12 protein-coding genes are annotated in these 13,594 nt (G+C 70.2%); 4 read left to right on the top strand and 8 right to left on the bottom strand.

Annotated features, from left to right (window positions below):
• Positions 1 to 43 precede the first annotated feature (43 nt).
• Together rarD and ABZY11_RS19035 are read right to left on the bottom strand one after the other, a co-directional pair.
• Complete coding sequence (gene rarD, locus ABZY11_RS19040; protein ID WP_356480231.1) at positions 44 to 1,024, bottom strand: EamA family transporter RarD; 981 nt, start codon at positions 1,022 to 1,024, stop codon at positions 44 to 46.
• 118 nt (positions 1,025 to 1,142) lie between these two features.
• The gene (locus ABZY11_RS19035; protein ID WP_356480230.1) at positions 1,143 to 2,003 is read right to left on the bottom strand and encodes an SDR family oxidoreductase; all 861 of its coding nucleotides are present in this window, start codon (positions 2,001 to 2,003) and stop codon (positions 1,143 to 1,145) included.
• A 153-nt stretch (positions 2,004 to 2,156) separates the two neighbouring features.
• Here ABZY11_RS19035 and ABZY11_RS19030 point away from each other — a divergent pair, with 153 nt between their 5' ends.
• A complete protein-coding gene (locus tag ABZY11_RS19030; protein ID WP_356480258.1) occupies positions 2,157 to 2,552 on the top strand; it encodes a helix-turn-helix domain-containing protein in 396 nt (131 codons plus the stop codon).
• Here ABZY11_RS19030 and ABZY11_RS19025 read toward each other — a convergent pair.
• The 6 genes from ABZY11_RS19025 to ABZY11_RS19000 form a co-directional block, all read right to left on the bottom strand.
• Positions 2,540 to 4,495: an APC family permease gene (locus tag ABZY11_RS19025; protein WP_356480229.1), complete on the bottom strand. Its 1,956-nt coding sequence runs from the start codon at positions 4,493 to 4,495 to the stop codon at positions 2,540 to 2,542. The genes ABZY11_RS19030 and ABZY11_RS19025 overlap by 13 nt on opposite strands.
• A gap of 150 nt (positions 4,496 to 4,645) precedes the next feature.
• Positions 4,646 to 5,704: a 2-oxoacid:ferredoxin oxidoreductase subunit beta gene (locus tag ABZY11_RS19020; RefSeq protein ID WP_356480228.1), complete on the bottom strand. Its 1,059-nt coding sequence runs from the start codon at positions 5,702 to 5,704 to the stop codon at positions 4,646 to 4,648.
• On the bottom strand, positions 5,697 to 7,652 hold the full coding sequence (locus ABZY11_RS19015) for a 2-oxoacid:acceptor oxidoreductase subunit alpha (RefSeq protein ID WP_356480227.1): 1,956 nt from the start codon (positions 7,650 to 7,652) through the stop codon (positions 5,697 to 5,699). The genes ABZY11_RS19020 and ABZY11_RS19015 overlap by 8 nt, the downstream gene beginning before the upstream one ends.
• Positions 7,653 to 7,951: 299 nt before the next feature.
• Positions 7,952 to 8,626: a response regulator transcription factor gene (locus tag ABZY11_RS19010; RefSeq protein ID WP_177328130.1), complete on the bottom strand. Its 675-nt coding sequence runs from the start codon at positions 8,624 to 8,626 to the stop codon at positions 7,952 to 7,954.
• A 140-nt stretch (positions 8,627 to 8,766) separates the two neighbouring features.
• On the bottom strand, positions 8,767 to 10,122 hold the full coding sequence (locus ABZY11_RS19005) for a sensor domain-containing protein (protein WP_356480226.1): 1,356 nt from the start codon (positions 10,120 to 10,122) through the stop codon (positions 8,767 to 8,769).
• A 436-nt stretch (positions 10,123 to 10,558) separates the two neighbouring features.
• Positions 10,559 to 11,800 (bottom strand): sensor domain-containing protein, encoded by a 1,242-nt coding sequence (locus ABZY11_RS19000; RefSeq protein ID WP_356480225.1) that lies wholly within the window; start codon positions 11,798 to 11,800, stop codon positions 10,559 to 10,561.
• Positions 11,801 to 11,970: 170 nt separating this feature from the next.
• Between ABZY11_RS19000 and ABZY11_RS18995 the strand changes: the two genes are divergently transcribed.
• The 3 genes from ABZY11_RS18995 to ABZY11_RS18985 form a co-directional block, all read left to right on the top strand.
• Positions 11,971 to 12,363, top strand: a complete 393-nt coding sequence (locus ABZY11_RS18995) for an NADH-quinone oxidoreductase subunit A (RefSeq protein ID WP_356480224.1) — start codon at positions 11,971 to 11,973, stop codon at positions 12,361 to 12,363.
• Positions 12,354 to 12,989, top strand: a complete 636-nt coding sequence (locus tag ABZY11_RS18990; protein WP_356480223.1) for an NADH-quinone oxidoreductase subunit B family protein — start codon at positions 12,354 to 12,356, stop codon at positions 12,987 to 12,989. The genes ABZY11_RS18995 and ABZY11_RS18990 overlap by 10 nt, the downstream gene beginning before the upstream one ends.
• The coding region (locus ABZY11_RS18985) for an NADH-quinone oxidoreductase subunit C (RefSeq protein WP_356480222.1) at positions 12,986 to 13,594 on the top strand (609 nt) is incomplete at its 3' end. The genes ABZY11_RS18990 and ABZY11_RS18985, both read left to right, overlap by 4 nt.

Genomic DNA, 13,594 nt, shown 5'->3' with positions numbered 1-13,594 from the left:
ACACCCAGGAAAACGCAACTGAGTTAAAAAAGCAACCAAGTAACTAGAGTTGTGCGCGTGAGGCGGGCTCGTCGGTCGGTGGATTCGGCTGCGGTGCCTGCTGCTGCGCTACCTGCCTCGCCTCGCGCACCTGCGCCCTCGTCCGCCGTGCCGTCCGGAACGCGTCCCAGGTCAGCAGGGTGAGCGCCAGCCACACCAGGGCGAATCCGGCCCACCGCTCCGGCGGCATCGCCTCGTGGAAGTAGAGGATGCCGAGCACGAACTGGAAGACCGGCGCCAGGTACTGCAACAGGCCCAGCGTGGAGAGCGGCACCCGGATCGCCGCCGCGCCGAACAGGACGAGCGGTACGGCCGTGACGAGGCCCGCCGAGGCCAGCAGCGCCGCGTGGCCGACGCCGTCGGAGGCGAAGGTCGACTCGCCCCGGGCGCCCAGCCACAGCAGATAGCCGAGCGCGGGCACGAACACCACGGCGGTCTCGGCGGTGAGCGACTCCAGGCCGCCCATGTCGACCTTCTTCTTCATCAGCCCGTACGTCGCGAAGGAGAACGCCAGGACCAGCGAGATCCACGGCGGCCGCCCGTAGCCGATCGCCAGTACGAGCACCGCCGCGAAACCGGTGCCGACCGCCACCCACTGCACGGGGCGCAGTCGTTCGCCCAGGAGCAGAACGCCCATGGCTATGGTGACCAGCGGGTTGATGAAGTAGCCGAGCGAGGCCTCGACGACATGGCCGTTGTTCACGGACCAGATGTACAGGCCCCAGTTGACCGTGATCGTGGCCGCGGCCACCGAGATCAGACCGAGCTTCCTCGGCTGCCGGACCAGCTCGCCGATCCAGGACCAGCGGCGCAGCACCAGCAGTGCGACGGCGACGAAGCCCAGGGACCAGACCATGCGGTGGGCGAGGATCTCGATCGCGCCGGCGGGCTTCAGCAGCGGCCAGAAGAGCGGGACGAGCCCCCACAGGCCGTAGGCGCCGATGCCGGACAGGAGTCCCGCCCGCTGTTCGTTGATCCCCTTCACGGGCCCTCCAGGCGTGTCTGCGTCAACTGCACGAAGGTAGCGCCGGGGAGGGCCCCATGTCATACCCGTATCGGGATACGGTCATGACATGGGGCCCCTGAGGTGCGGGGGAGCGGTGTTACGCCGCGGCCACCGCGGCGGCCACCGTCTCGGCGAGCGGCGTCGTCGGGCGGCCGATCAGCCGGGCCAGGTCGCCGCTCGTGGCGGCGAGGAGCCCGCGCTCGATCGCCTTGTCGACGTCGACGAGGATCTCCGCGAAGAACTCGGGCACACCGGCGCCGACCAGGATCTCCAGGTGCGTGGCGGCGGGCACGTTCCGGTACACGATCTCCTTGCCGGCGGCCTTCGAGATCTCCGCCGCGTACTCGGCGAACGACCAGGCGACATCGCCGCTCAGCTCGTAGACCGCGCCGATGTGGCCCTCGCCGGTCAGTACGGCGGCGGCCGCCGCGGCGTAGTCGGCGCGGGTGGCGGAGGCGACCCGCCCGTCGCCCGCGTTGGCGACGACGGCGCCGTGCTCCAGGACCGGGGCGAGGTTGGCCGTGTAGTTCTCGGTGTACCAGCCGTTGCGCAGGAAGGTGTGGGGCAGCCCGGAGTCGAGGATCAGCTGCTCGGTGACCTTGTGCTCGTCGGCCAGCCGGAAGTCGGCGCCGGGGCCGCCCAGTACGCCGGTGTACGCGAGCTGGGCGACGCCCGCCGCCTTGGCCGCGTCGATGACCGCGGTGTGCTGCGGCACGCGCCTGCCGACCTCGCTGCCGGAGATGAGCAGGACCCGGTCGCCGGCCCGGAAGACGTCCTTGAGGGACTCCGGCCGGTCGTAGTCCGCGACGCGGAGCTCGACGCCGCGGGCGGCGAGCGGGGCGGCCTTCTCCTCGTTGCGCACGACGGCGGCGACCTGGCTCGCGGGCACGGTGGTCAGCAGCTGCTCGATGACGAGACGGCCGAGTGCTCCGGTGGCTCCGGTGACGACGATGCTCATGGGGGTTTCTCCTCTGGGGTGGCACTTGTCCTGGTTCGGGCTCGCATGACTCACTGTAAGGGGTGCACTAACCAATCGAAAGTACCCACTTTGAAGTAAGGTACTGGTGTGAACGTGAGCGAACGGGGCTGGTGGCCCGATGTGAACGGGCAGATGTGTCCCTCCCGGCTGGTGCTCGAACACGTCACCAGCCGCTGGGGCGTCCTGGTCCTGGCCGCGCTGCTGGAGCGCTCGTACCGCTTCAGCGAACTGCGCCGCGAGGTGGGCGGCGTCAGCGAGAAGATGCTGGCCCAGACCCTCCAGACCCTGGAGCGCGACGGCTTCGTGCACCGGGACGCGAAGCCGGTGATCCCGCCGCGGGTCGACTACTCGCTCACCGACCTGGGCCGGGAGGCCGCCGAGCAGGTGTGTGCACTGGGCCGCTGGACCGAACACCGCTTGGGCGCGGTGCAGGCGGCACGCGAGGCGTACGACGAACAGAAGGCGCGCGCCCCGCACATCCCGCAGGCCCCGCGCACCCCGCATGCCCCGCGCACTCAGTCCGGCTGAGGCGCGCGTCCCTCCTCCAGCGCGCGCAGCGCGCGCGACACGTCGAACGGCAGGATCGTCACCGCCACGTGCGGCAGCTGCCCCAGCGCCTTCGCCATCTGCTCGCCCGTACCCCGGTGCAGCAGCTTCCCCAGCACATTGGTGTACATCCGCCGCGGCACCAGCACCGTCAGCGAGGTCCGGCCGTCCTCCGTGGTGCGGGTGGCGAGCTCCCTCATCGCGTGGCGCAGCCGCCGGTCCGGGCACTCCACCAGCTCCAGGGAGACGGACGTGGCGGCCGTCGCCTCCCAGCGGGCGGCCAGTCGTCTGGCGTGCGCCTCGTCGATCGCGAAGTGCACGGCCCGGATCTCGTCCGGGCGCAGTTCGTGCGCGTACCGCAGGGCCTTGATCGTCGCCAGGTCCAGCGTCTCGACGAGGACGAAGACCAGATGGCGCAGGTCCCGGGGCCGGTCGGCGCCCGGCGGCTGGAGGCTCCGCAGCACCGCGGCCTCGCGCCGGTACTCGCGGTTGATCCTGGTCAGCCCCCATACGCCGAGCGGGAAGACCACCACGACCAGCCAGGCTCCCTCGGTGAACTTGGTGACCGCGAAGATCAGCACGACGGCGGCCGAGATGACCGCGGCGAGTCCGTTGACCGTGATCTTGAGCCGGCGGTACGGCTCGCGGCGCCGCAGGTGGTACGCGGTGAGACCGGCCCCGGCCATGGTGAAGGCGGTGAACACGCCGATCGCGTACAGCGCCACCAGCTTGTCCACGCTGGCCCCGGTGGCCAGCAGCAGCGCCAGCGAGACGACGGTCAGCGCGATGATGCCGTTGGAGAACGCGAGCCGGTGCCCGCGCCGGGTCAGCTGCCGCGGCAGGAACCGGTCCTTGGCGACGAAACTGGCGAGGAACGGGAAGCCGGTGAACGGTGTGTTGGCGCCGGTGTAGAGGACCAGTGCGGTCGCCAGCTGTACGAAGACCAGCCCGGCGGTTCCGAGCGGCCCGCCGCCGAAGGCGAGATGGGCCTCCTGCGCGATGACCGTCGGGGTGCCGTCGGTGTAGGGGACGGCATGGGTGAAGTGCGCCAGCGTGGAGACGCCGAGGACCAGGACGCCGAGCACACAGCTCATCGTGATCAGGGTGCGGCGGGCGTTGCGGCCCTGCGGTTCGCGGAACGCGGAGATGCCGTTGGAGATCGCTTCGAGCCCGGTGAGGGACGAGCCGCCGTTGGCGAACGAGCGCAGCACGATGAAGAGCGAGGCGCCGTAGAGCCAGCCGTCGCCCGGGGTGCCGAGCGGTACGACCCCGGCGGCGTGCAGATCGGCGTGCGGCAGCTCGCCCGTGAGCCCGCGCACCGTGGCGGCGAGGAGGACGAGACCGACGGCGGCAATGAAGAGATAGGCGGGCAGCGCGAAGGTCCGGCCCGCCTCGCGGATCCCGCGCAGATTGCCGTACGCGAGCAGCACGATGACGCCGACGGAGACCGGGAGCTGGAGGTGGTCGAGGCCGGTGAAGCCGTTCCCGACCAGATGGGCGAGCGAGATCAGCGCGTTGGTGCCCGCGGAGACCTGGACGGCGACGGTGACGATGTAGTCGACGAGCAGGGCCACGGCGGCGATCTGCGCGATATTCGGCCCGAAGTTCTCCCGCGCGACGACGTAGGAGCCGCCCGCCCGGGTGTAGATCATGACGACATCGCTGTAACAGAGCGTCAGAAGCAGCAGCACCAGCAGGATCGCGCCGGTCACCGGCATCAGCAGCGTGAAGGCGGCGGCCCCGACGACGGGTACGAGAACCCGGAGCATCTCCTCGGAGCCGTACGCGGACGAACTGATGCAGTCGGAGGCGAGCACCCCGAGCGCCGTCCGGTTGTTCAGCTTCTCCTCGCTGATGCGCTCGGTGGTGAGCGGCTTGCCGAGCAGACGCCGCTTGATGCGGTACGTGGGACGGTCCAGGGTCATGGCCACATCGTGCGCGGTGGCCGGCCGCACCCCCGGTGCGCAATCGCCGGGCGGGCCGAAATTCAGCCCGCCCGGCGACGGCATGATCCAGACGGCATGCTCCGAACGAGATCCCCATGGCCTGTCCGACCATGACCCGCCGGACAGGCCTTAGCCGACGACCGTCCAGTTGTCGTTGCCCGCGAGCAGCGCGGCGAGGTCGCCCTTGCCGTTCTGCTCGACGGCGGTGTCGAGCTGTTCGGCCATGAGGGTGTCGTAGACGGGGCGGTCGATGTCGCGCAGCACGCCGATGGGGGTCTGGTGGAGGGTGTCGGGGTCGGCGAGGCGGGAGAGCGCGAAGGCCGTGGTCGGGGACGGGTTGTGGGTGTCGTGGACGAGGACCTGGGACCGGTTCTCCTCGGTGACGGTCACCACCTGGAGGTCGCCGGTGGCCGGGTCACGGACGACGCCCTTGCTGTTGTCCGCGCCGAAGAGGATGGGCTGTCCGTGTTCGAGGCGGATGACCGCGTCCTGGGCCCGGTCCTTGTCCTTGAGGGCCTCGAACGCGCCGTCGTTGAAGATGTTGCAGTTCTGGTAGATCTCCACCAGCGCCGTGCCGGGGTGGTCGGCCGCGGCCCGCAGCACGCTCGTGAGGTGCTTGCGGTCGGAGTCGATGGTGCGGGCGACGAAGGAGGCCTCCGCGCCGATGGCCAGGGACACCGGGTTGAAGGGGGCGTCGAGCGAACCCATCGGCGTGGACTTGGTGATCTTGCCGATTTCGGACGTGGGGGAGTACTGGCCCTTGGTGAGGCCGTAGATCCGGTTGTTGAACAGGAGGATCTTGAGGTTCACATTGCGGCGCAGGGCGTGGATGAGGTGGTTGCCGCCGATGGACAGGGCATCGCCGTCGCCGGTGACGACCCAGACGGACAGGTCGCGGCGGGAGGAGGCGAGTCCGGTGGCGATGGCCGGGGCCCGGCCGTGGATGGAGTGCATCCCGTAGGTGTTCATGTAGTACGGGAAGCGGGAGGAGCAGCCGATGCCGGAGACGAAGACGATGTTCTCCTTCGCCAGGCCGAGTTCGGGCATGAAGCCCTGGACGGCGGCGAGGACGGCGTAGTCGCCGCAGCCGGGGCACCAGCGGACTTCCTGGTCGGACTTGAAGTCCTTCATGGACTGCTCGGCCTCGGCCTTGGGCACCAGGTGCAGGAGCTGGTTGGCGTCAGGCATCGATGGCCTCCTTGAGTGCCGTTGCGAGCTGTTCGGCCTTGAACGGCATGCCGTTGACCTGGTTGTAGCTGTGTGCGTCGACGAGGTATCTGGCCCGGACGAGGGCGGCGAGCTGGCCGAGGTTCATCTCGGGGACGATGACCTTGTCGTAGCGCTTCAGGACTTCGCCGAGGTTCTGCGGGAACGGGTTGAGGTTGCGCAGATGGGCCTGGGCGATGGGCTGTCCGGCGGTACGGAGCCGGCGGACGGCGGCGGTGATGGGGCCGTAGGTGGAGCCCCAGCCCAGGACGAGGGTGCGTGCCCGGTCGGGGTCGTCGACCTGGAGGTCGGGGACCTCGATGCCGTCGATCTTCGCCTGGCGGGTGCGGACCATGAGGTCGTGGTTGGCGGGGTCGTAGGAGATGTTGCCGCTGCCGTCCTGCTTCTCGATGCCGCCGATGCGGTGTTCGAGACCGGGTGTGCCGGGCAGCGCCCACGGCCGGGCCAGGGTGTGCGGGTCGCGCTTGTAGGGCCAGAACACCTCGGTGCCGTCGGCCAGTTCATGGTTGGGGCCGGTCGCGAACCGGACCCGCAGATCGGGCAGCTCGTCGATCTCGGGGATCTTCCACGGCTCGGAGCCGTTGGCGAGATACCCGTCGGAGAGCAGGAAGACGGGGGTGCGGTACGTCAGGGCGATCCGCGCGGCGTCGAGCGCGGCATCGAAGCAGTCCGCCGGGGTCCTGGGGGCCACGATCGGGACCGGGGCCTCGCCGTTGCGCCCGTACATCGCCTGGAGCAGGTCGGCCTGCTCGGTCTTGGTCGGCAGACCCGTGGACGGGCCGCCGCGCTGGATGTCGATCACGACCAGCGGCAGCTCCAGGGAGACGGCGAGCCCGATCGTCTCGGACTTCAGCGCGACCCCGGGCCCCGACGTCGTCGTCACCGCGAGCGATCCGCCGAACGCCGCGCCCAGCGCCGCCCCGATCCCCGCGATCTCGTCCTCGGCCTGGAAGGTGCGTACCCCGAAGTTCTTGTGCCGGCTCAGCTCGTGCAGGATGTCGGAGGCCGGAGTGATCGGGTACGAGCCCAGGTAGAGCGGCAGGTCCGCCTGCCGGCTCGCGGCGATCAGCCCGTAGGACAGCGCCAGGTTCCCGGAGATGTTGCGGTACGTACCCGCGGGGAAGGCCTGCGAGGCCGGTGCCACCTCGTAGCTGACGGCGAAGTCCTCCGTCGTCTCCCCGAAGTTCCACCCGGCCCGGAACGCGGCCACGTTCGCCTCGGCGATCTGCGGCTTCTTCGCGAACTTGGCGCGAAGGAACGCCTCGGTCCCCTCGGTCGGCCGGTGGTACATCCACGACAGCAGACCCAGCGCGAACATGTTCTTCGAGCGCTCGGCCTCCTTGCGGGAGAGACCGAACTCCTTCAGCGCCTCGATCGTGAGCGTCGTCAGCGGCACCGGATGGACGTTGTAGGCCTCCAGCGACCCGTCCTCCAGCGGACTGGTCGCGTAGCCGACCTTCGCCATCGGCCGCTTGGTGAACTCATCGGTGTTCACGATGATTTCCGCACCGCGCGGCACATCGCCGATGTTCGCCTTCAACGCGGCCGGATTCATCGCGACCAGCACGTTCGGCGCATCGCCCGGCGTGAGGATGTCGTGGTCCGCGAAATGCAACTGGAACGAAGAAACCCCCGGCAGGGTGCCTGCGGGGGCGCGGATCTCGGCGGGGAAATTCGGCAGCGTCGAAAGATCGTTCCCGAACGACGCGGTCTCCGAAGTGAAGCGGTCACCGGTGAGCTGCATTCCGTCTCCGGAGTCACCGGCGAAACGGATGATCACCCGGTCGAGGCGGCGGATCTCCTTCTCGCCTCCGCCCGCACGATCGGAACGGGAGGCACGCTGCCCCCCGACGAGTGCCTCGCTGGCCTCATCGGCCTGTTCGGCTGGGCTACTGACCTGGCTGGTCACTGAACTGGACCTCCCTCGGGGCGGCGGCTCCGGGCCCGCCGGCCCGCCGACGGTCCCCATGCCCACCCTACGTCGGTAAGGGTCGCCTTCCCTGGACCGATCAAATGGTGGACGTCATTTTGGGACGCGATTTGATACCGGTTTGTCATGCTTCGCAAGCCCCCCAGCCGTTCGATGAAGACGCTGTGCACTCATTCTTTGGTGCTAGGACGTGTCCGCCCCCGGTCCCGGTCACCGCGGCAGTCGTGGCCGACTCGCCGCGGTGACCTCCGCCAAGTATCTGACAGAGTGTCAGCTCATCAGGAGTTCAGGTAGGTCAGTACGGCCAGTACCCGGCGGTGATCCCCGTCACTGGGGGACAGGCCCAGTTTCAGGAAGATATTGCTGACGTGCTTCTCCACGGCGCCGTCGCTCACCACCAGCTGCCTGGCCACCGCGGAGTTCGTCCGCCCCTCCGCCATCAGGCCGAGCACCTCGCGCTCGCGCGGCGTCAGCCCGGCCAGGACGTCCTGCTTGCGGCTCCGGCCCAGCAGCTGCGCCACGACCTCGGGGTCCAGCGCCGTACCGCCCTGCGCCACCCGGACCACCGCGTCCACGAACTCCCGGACCTCGGCGACCCGGTCCTTCAGCAGGTATCCCACGCCGCGGCTGGATCCGGCCAGCAACTCGGTCGCGTACTGCTCCTCGACGTACTGCGAAAGGACCAGGACCCCGATCCCGGGGTAGTCCTTCCGCAGCCGCACGGCCGCCCGCACACCCTCGTCGGTGTGGGTCGGAGGCATCCGCACATCGGCGACCACCACATCGGGCAGCGCGTCCTGCCCCGCCAGATCGCCCACCGTCTTGATCAGTGCCTCGGCGTCCCCCACCCCGGCGACGACGTCATGCCCGAGATCGGTCAGCAGCCGGGTGAGTCCTTCCCGGAGCAGTACCGAATCCTCGGCGATGACTACTCGCACCCTGTCCTCCACCATGAAGCCGTTGCCCCCACTGTTCGCTGGTCCCACACGTACGGTCTCCAGCATCCCAGTATCGGCGGTGCGGTGTCCTCGGCCGCCGGGTGGACTTCATCCGCGCCCCGCCACGCCACGGAAACGCGGCTCGGCACGGCGGCTCAGCCACGCCACGGCAGCTCGGCCGTGATCCGCGTCGGGCCGCCCTGCGGGGATTCCACGACCAGGACGCCGTCCACCGCGTCCAGCCGCTCGGTCAGCCCGGCGAGCCCACTGCCCGCCGACACATCGGCGCCGCCGCGCCCGTCGTCGGTGACCTGGAGCATCAGCCGGTCCGCCGCCCGCCACACATCGACCGACGCGCGGGTCGCCCGGGCGTGCTTGCTCACGTTCTGCAACAGCTCGGAGACCGTGAAGTACGCGATCCCCTCGATCGCCTGGGCCGGCCGGGAGGCCAGATCCACTTCGACCGTGACGGGGACGGTGCAGCGGGAGGCGATGGCGGAGAGTGCGGCGTCGAGTCCGCGGTCGGTGAGGACGGCGGGGTGGATGCCGCGGGCGAGGTCGCGGAGTTCCTGGAGGGCGACCTTGACCTCGCCGTGGGCCTCGTCGACCATGCGGGCCGCGGCCTCGGGGTCGTCGGTCAGCTTCTCCTTCGCCAGGCCCAGATCCATGGCGAGGGCGACGAGGCGGGCCTGGGCGCCGTCGTGGAGGTCGCGCTCGATGCGGCGGAGGTCGGCGGCGGCGGTGTCGACGACCACCCCGCGGTCCGTCTCCAGCTCCGAGACGCGGGTCGCCAGCCGGGACGGCCCGAGCAGCCCGGCCACCATCACCCGGTCCACGCTCACCAGACCGCGGATGATCCACGGCGTGACGAGGACGAGCGCCAGGCCGAACGCGCTGGTCAGGGCCAGCTCGACGGAGGAGTCGAGGTGGACCGTGTGGGCCCGGTCGCCGTACAGCTGAATGCCGGCGCTGCCCAGGTACGTCGGGAAGACCCAGTGCCACAGCGGGTAGGTGAACGCTGCCCACCCGCACGCCCAGAACGTCACCGCGACGGTGAAGGCGAAGATCGCCCACGGGAGGTGCAGCAGCGTGTAGAGCAGATGGCGCCAGGACGCCCCGCTCTTGAGGATCGCGCCCACCCAGGACATCAGGCCGCCGGTCCTGCCCCGCGCCGGCGCCGGGGCCGCCACGTCCAGCCTCAGCAGACCGCGCGCCCGCGCCCGTTCCATCGCGCCGAAGCCGCGGCACATGGCCAGCGCGCCGGCCAGGATAGGGACCCCGAGGAAGGTGATCAGCATGCCGACACCCAGCGTCGTCACGGTGATCGAGAGGCTGAACAGGACCATGCTGATCGGCAGGCTCAGCAGCAGATAGCTGAACTCGCGCCAGGTCCTGCCCTCGACGGGCGCGCGCAGCGCGGCGGGGAAGAAGTGCTTCACCGGGGGATGCTCCCCGAAAACGGCTCCGGACCGCTGGTGGTCCCGAGTGTCCGGTCCGTATGCCGTGGCCATGGGTGCTGTCCGTTTCTTCTCAGCGTCTGCTTCTTCTCAGCGTCTGCGATGCGTCTGCGTTGCGCCTGCGATGCGGTCGGTGGTTGTCGGTGGTTACGGTTTCGGCGGGTACTGGGCGCCGGGCGCCGGGTACTGACCGCTGGTTCCGGCCGATACGACAAGGGTGCTGTTTCGCGGCCCGGCACACCATGAGGGGGGTATCCCTCTTCGACCGGGGGTTTTCCCCACCATCGACGGGCGCCGCAAGCCCCGCGGGCCCGGTCTGGTCGGTCTGGTCGGTCCGGCCCGGCCCGGCCCGTCCGGCCCGGCCCGGCCCGTCCGGCCCGGCCCGGCCCGTCCGGCCCGGCCCGTCCGGCCCGGCCCGGCCCGTCCGGTCCGTCCGGCCCGGCCCGGCCCGTCCGGTCCGTCCGGCCCGGCCCGGCCCGAACGCAAGACCCTAGAGGCGCTTGACCACCCCTGTGCCCCTCGGCTCCGCACCCTTCTTCCGCTCGCGGTCCCGCCTCTTCTGCTCCTCGCGGTCCCGCCAGGGCAGTTCCGCCGTGACCGTCGTGGGGCCGCCGACCGGTGAGTCGAGGACGAACAGCCCGTCGACGGCGCCCAGCCGCTCGGCCAGCCCCGCCATTCCCGTACCGCCGTCCATTCGGGCCCCACCCCGGCCGTCGTCGGTGACCTGGAGCAGCAGCCGGTCCCCGGAGCGCCACACCTCGACGGAGGCCGAACGCGCCGCGCTGTGCTTGCTCACGTTCTGCAGCAGCTCGGAGACCGTGAAGTACGCGATCCCCTCGATCGCCTCCGCGGGGCGCCCCGGCAGATCCACGCCCACTGTGACGGGGACGGTGCAGCGGGAGGCGATGGCGGAGAGTGCGGCGTCGAGTCCGCGGTCGGTGAGGACGGCGGGGTGGATGCCGCGGGCGAGGTCGCGGAGTTCCTGGAGGGCGACCTTGACCTCGCCGTGGGCCTCGTCGACCATGCGGGCCGCGGCCTCGGGGTCGTCGGTCAGCTTCTCCTTCGCCAGCCCGAGGCCCATGGCGAGGGCGACGAGGCGGGCCTGGGCGCCGTCGTGGAGGTCGCGCTCGATGCGGCGCAGGTCGGCGGCGGCGGTGTCGACGACCACCCCGCGGTCCGCCTCCAGTTCGGCGATCCGGCGCTCCAGCTCGTCGGAGGGCGAGAGCAGCCCGCGCACCATCGCCCGGTCCCCGTTGCTGAGGATCCGCGTGATGTGGGGGAGCAGCGGCCACAGCACGAGGAAGCTCACGAGCGTCACCGCGAAGGTGAGCACGCCCCAGGGCAGCCGGATGAAGGAGTACAGCACGGCCCGCCAGCCCACCGGATCCTTGAGGCTCGACCACAGCCAGGGGAAGAACCCCTTGTCCCGACGGGACAGATCCACCGGGCTCGGCTCGTCGATCCGTACCCCGAGCATCGCCCGTGCCCGGCCCCGCTCGGCCTTGCCGATCAGCCGAGCCCCGTGCAGCCCGACGGCGAGCAGAGGCAGACCGATCACCGTGACCGCAAGCCCCACGCCGACGCCGAGCATGAACACCGTGTAAACAAAACCGACGATGGTCATGGGGAGATCGGCCAGGAGATGGCCGATCTCCTTCCAGGTCCACCGATCGGGGATCATGCGGGCGGGCGGCGGCCGGTCGTCGTCCGGCACCAGGGGGCTCATGGTCATACGCCCCAGCCTGCCGGGCCGGACCGGCGCACGCCATGGGGCTCGTGGGTGGGGTGAAGTGGGGATAACCCCACCCCTTGTCCGATGCGGCTGCTTACCCTCTCTTTAACAGGGCCTAGACTCCCGTGCGTACAGATCACCGAACGGATTCGAGGGAGCGAGGGGCGGACGTGGCGGAATCGACCGTTCTCGCGTCGGACTACTTCCACGGCTATTCAGTGGTCGGACTGCTCGCCGTGATCGGCGTGTTGTTCGTCGCCGTCGCCTTCGGGGCCGGCCGACTGCTGCGCCCCGTGGTTCCGACGCCGGAAAAGCTCCTGACGTACGAGTGCGGTGTGGACCCGGTGGGTGAAGGATGGGCACATACCCAGGTCCGTTATTACGTCTATGCCTTCCTGTACGTGATCTTCGCCGTCGACTCGATCTTCCTGTTTCCGTGGGCGACGGTATTCGCCGCACCCGGATACGGAGCGACGACGCTGGTCGAAATGTTCATCTTCCTCGGTTTCCTGGCCGTAGGACTGCTCTACGCATGGAAGAAGGGCGTCCTCGAATGGACGTGACCAGCCCGCAGGCCGACGAAGGATCCGAACCGCAGCCCGTGCCGACCTTCCTGCCGGAGCCCAAGCGGCTCGGCGTTCTGTCGCGCCTGGCGCCCGAGCCGATGAAGGTGGTCCTGAACTGGGGCCGCCGCTACAGCCTCTGGGTCTTCAACTTCGGGCTCGCCTGCTGCGCCATCGAATTCATCGCCGCGTCCATGGCCCGGCACGATTTCATCCGGCTCGGCGTGATCCCGTTCGCGCCCGGCCCCCGCCAGGCCGACCTCATGATCGTGTCCGGCACGGTGACCGACAAGATGGCCCCGGCGGTGAAGCGGCTGTACGAGCAGATGCCCGAGCCCAAGTACGTCATCTCCTTCGGCGCCTGTTCCAACTGCGGCGGCCCGTACTGGGACTCGTACTCCGTGACCAAGGGCGTCGACCAGATCATCCCGGTCGACGTCTACGTACCCGGCTGCCCGCCCCGGCCGGAGGCGCTCCTCCAGGGCATCCTCAAGCTCCAGGAGAAGATCGCCCGGGAGTCGCTGGGCGAGCGGTACGCGGCGGGCGGCGGCAGCCGCCCCTCCACCACCGCACTGCGCAGCGGTCTGGTCGCCGCCCCGCCGGTTCCGGGGAAGGACCGCGCATGACCACCAACCCTGCCGACGCCTACGACCGCCTGCCGGACGCCGCCGCCGAGCTCTTCGGCGAGGACGCGACGGCGGAGTACGCGTACGACCTGCTGACCGTCGACGTCCCGGCCGCCTCCTGGATCGCAGCCCTCGAAACGGCTCGCGACCGGCTGGGCTGCACGTATTTCGACTGGCTGAGCGCGGTCGACGAACCGGGCACCGGTTTCCGGGTCTGCGCCCATGTCGCGGCCCTGGCCGAGGGCAGGGTCCGTCGGCTCCTGATCCGTACGACCGTTCCGCACGAGGCGGCGGTCCTTCCCACCGCCATCGAGGTCTACGCGGGCGCAGCCTGGCACGAGCGCGAGACGCACGAGATGTTCGGCATCGGCTTCGACGGCCACCCGCACCTGGTGCCGCTGCTGCTGCCCGAGGGCTTCGAGGGCCACCCGCTGCGCAAGGACTTCGTGCTGGCGGCGCGGGTCGCGAAGGCATGGCCCGGCGCGAAGGAGCCGGGCGAGTCGGAGCACGGCGGCCCGAAGCGGCGCACGATGCTGCCGCCCGGCGTCCCCGACCCGAACGAATGGGGCCCCCTGAAGGGCCAGCTCCCGCCCGCCCCGTCCCTC

It is taken from the genome of Streptomyces sp. NPDC006510 (genome assembly GCF_040611955.1).
Lineage (GTDB): Bacteria > Actinomycetota > Actinomycetes > Streptomycetales > Streptomycetaceae > Streptomyces.
The sequence above is the reverse complement of the archived record's forward strand: the minus strand, read 5'-3'. Positions and strand labels throughout refer to the sequence as shown.

What these genes read in the sequence shown, in the direction of transcription:
- ABZY11_RS19005 (WP_356480226.1), bottom strand. Translation starts at nt 10,122, where the DNA reads ATGGCCACGGCATACGGACCGGACACTCGGGACCACCAGCGGTCCGGA.
- ABZY11_RS19020 (WP_356480228.1), bottom strand. Translation starts at nt 5,704, where the DNA reads ATGCCTGACGCCAACCAGCTCCTGCACCTGGTGCCCAAGGCCGAGGCC.
- ABZY11_RS19000 (WP_356480225.1), bottom strand. Translation starts at nt 11,800, where the DNA reads ATGACCATGAGCCCCCTGGTGCCGGACGACGACCGGCCGCCGCCCGCC.
- ABZY11_RS19035 (WP_356480230.1), bottom strand. Translation starts at nt 2,003, where the DNA reads ATGAGCATCGTCGTCACCGGAGCCACCGGAGCACTCGGCCGTCTCGTC.
- ABZY11_RS18990 (WP_356480223.1), top strand. Translation starts at nt 12,354, where the DNA reads ATGGACGTGACCAGCCCGCAGGCCGACGAAGGATCCGAACCGCAGCCC.
- ABZY11_RS19010 (WP_177328130.1), bottom strand. Translation starts at nt 8,626, where the DNA reads ATGGTGGAGGACAGGGTGCGAGTAGTCATCGCCGAGGATTCGGTACTG.
- ABZY11_RS19025 (WP_356480229.1), bottom strand. Translation starts at nt 4,495, where the DNA reads ATGACCCTGGACCGTCCCACGTACCGCATCAAGCGGCGTCTGCTCGGC.
- ABZY11_RS19030 (WP_356480258.1), top strand. Translation starts at nt 2,157, where the DNA reads ATGTGTCCCTCCCGGCTGGTGCTCGAACACGTCACCAGCCGCTGGGGC.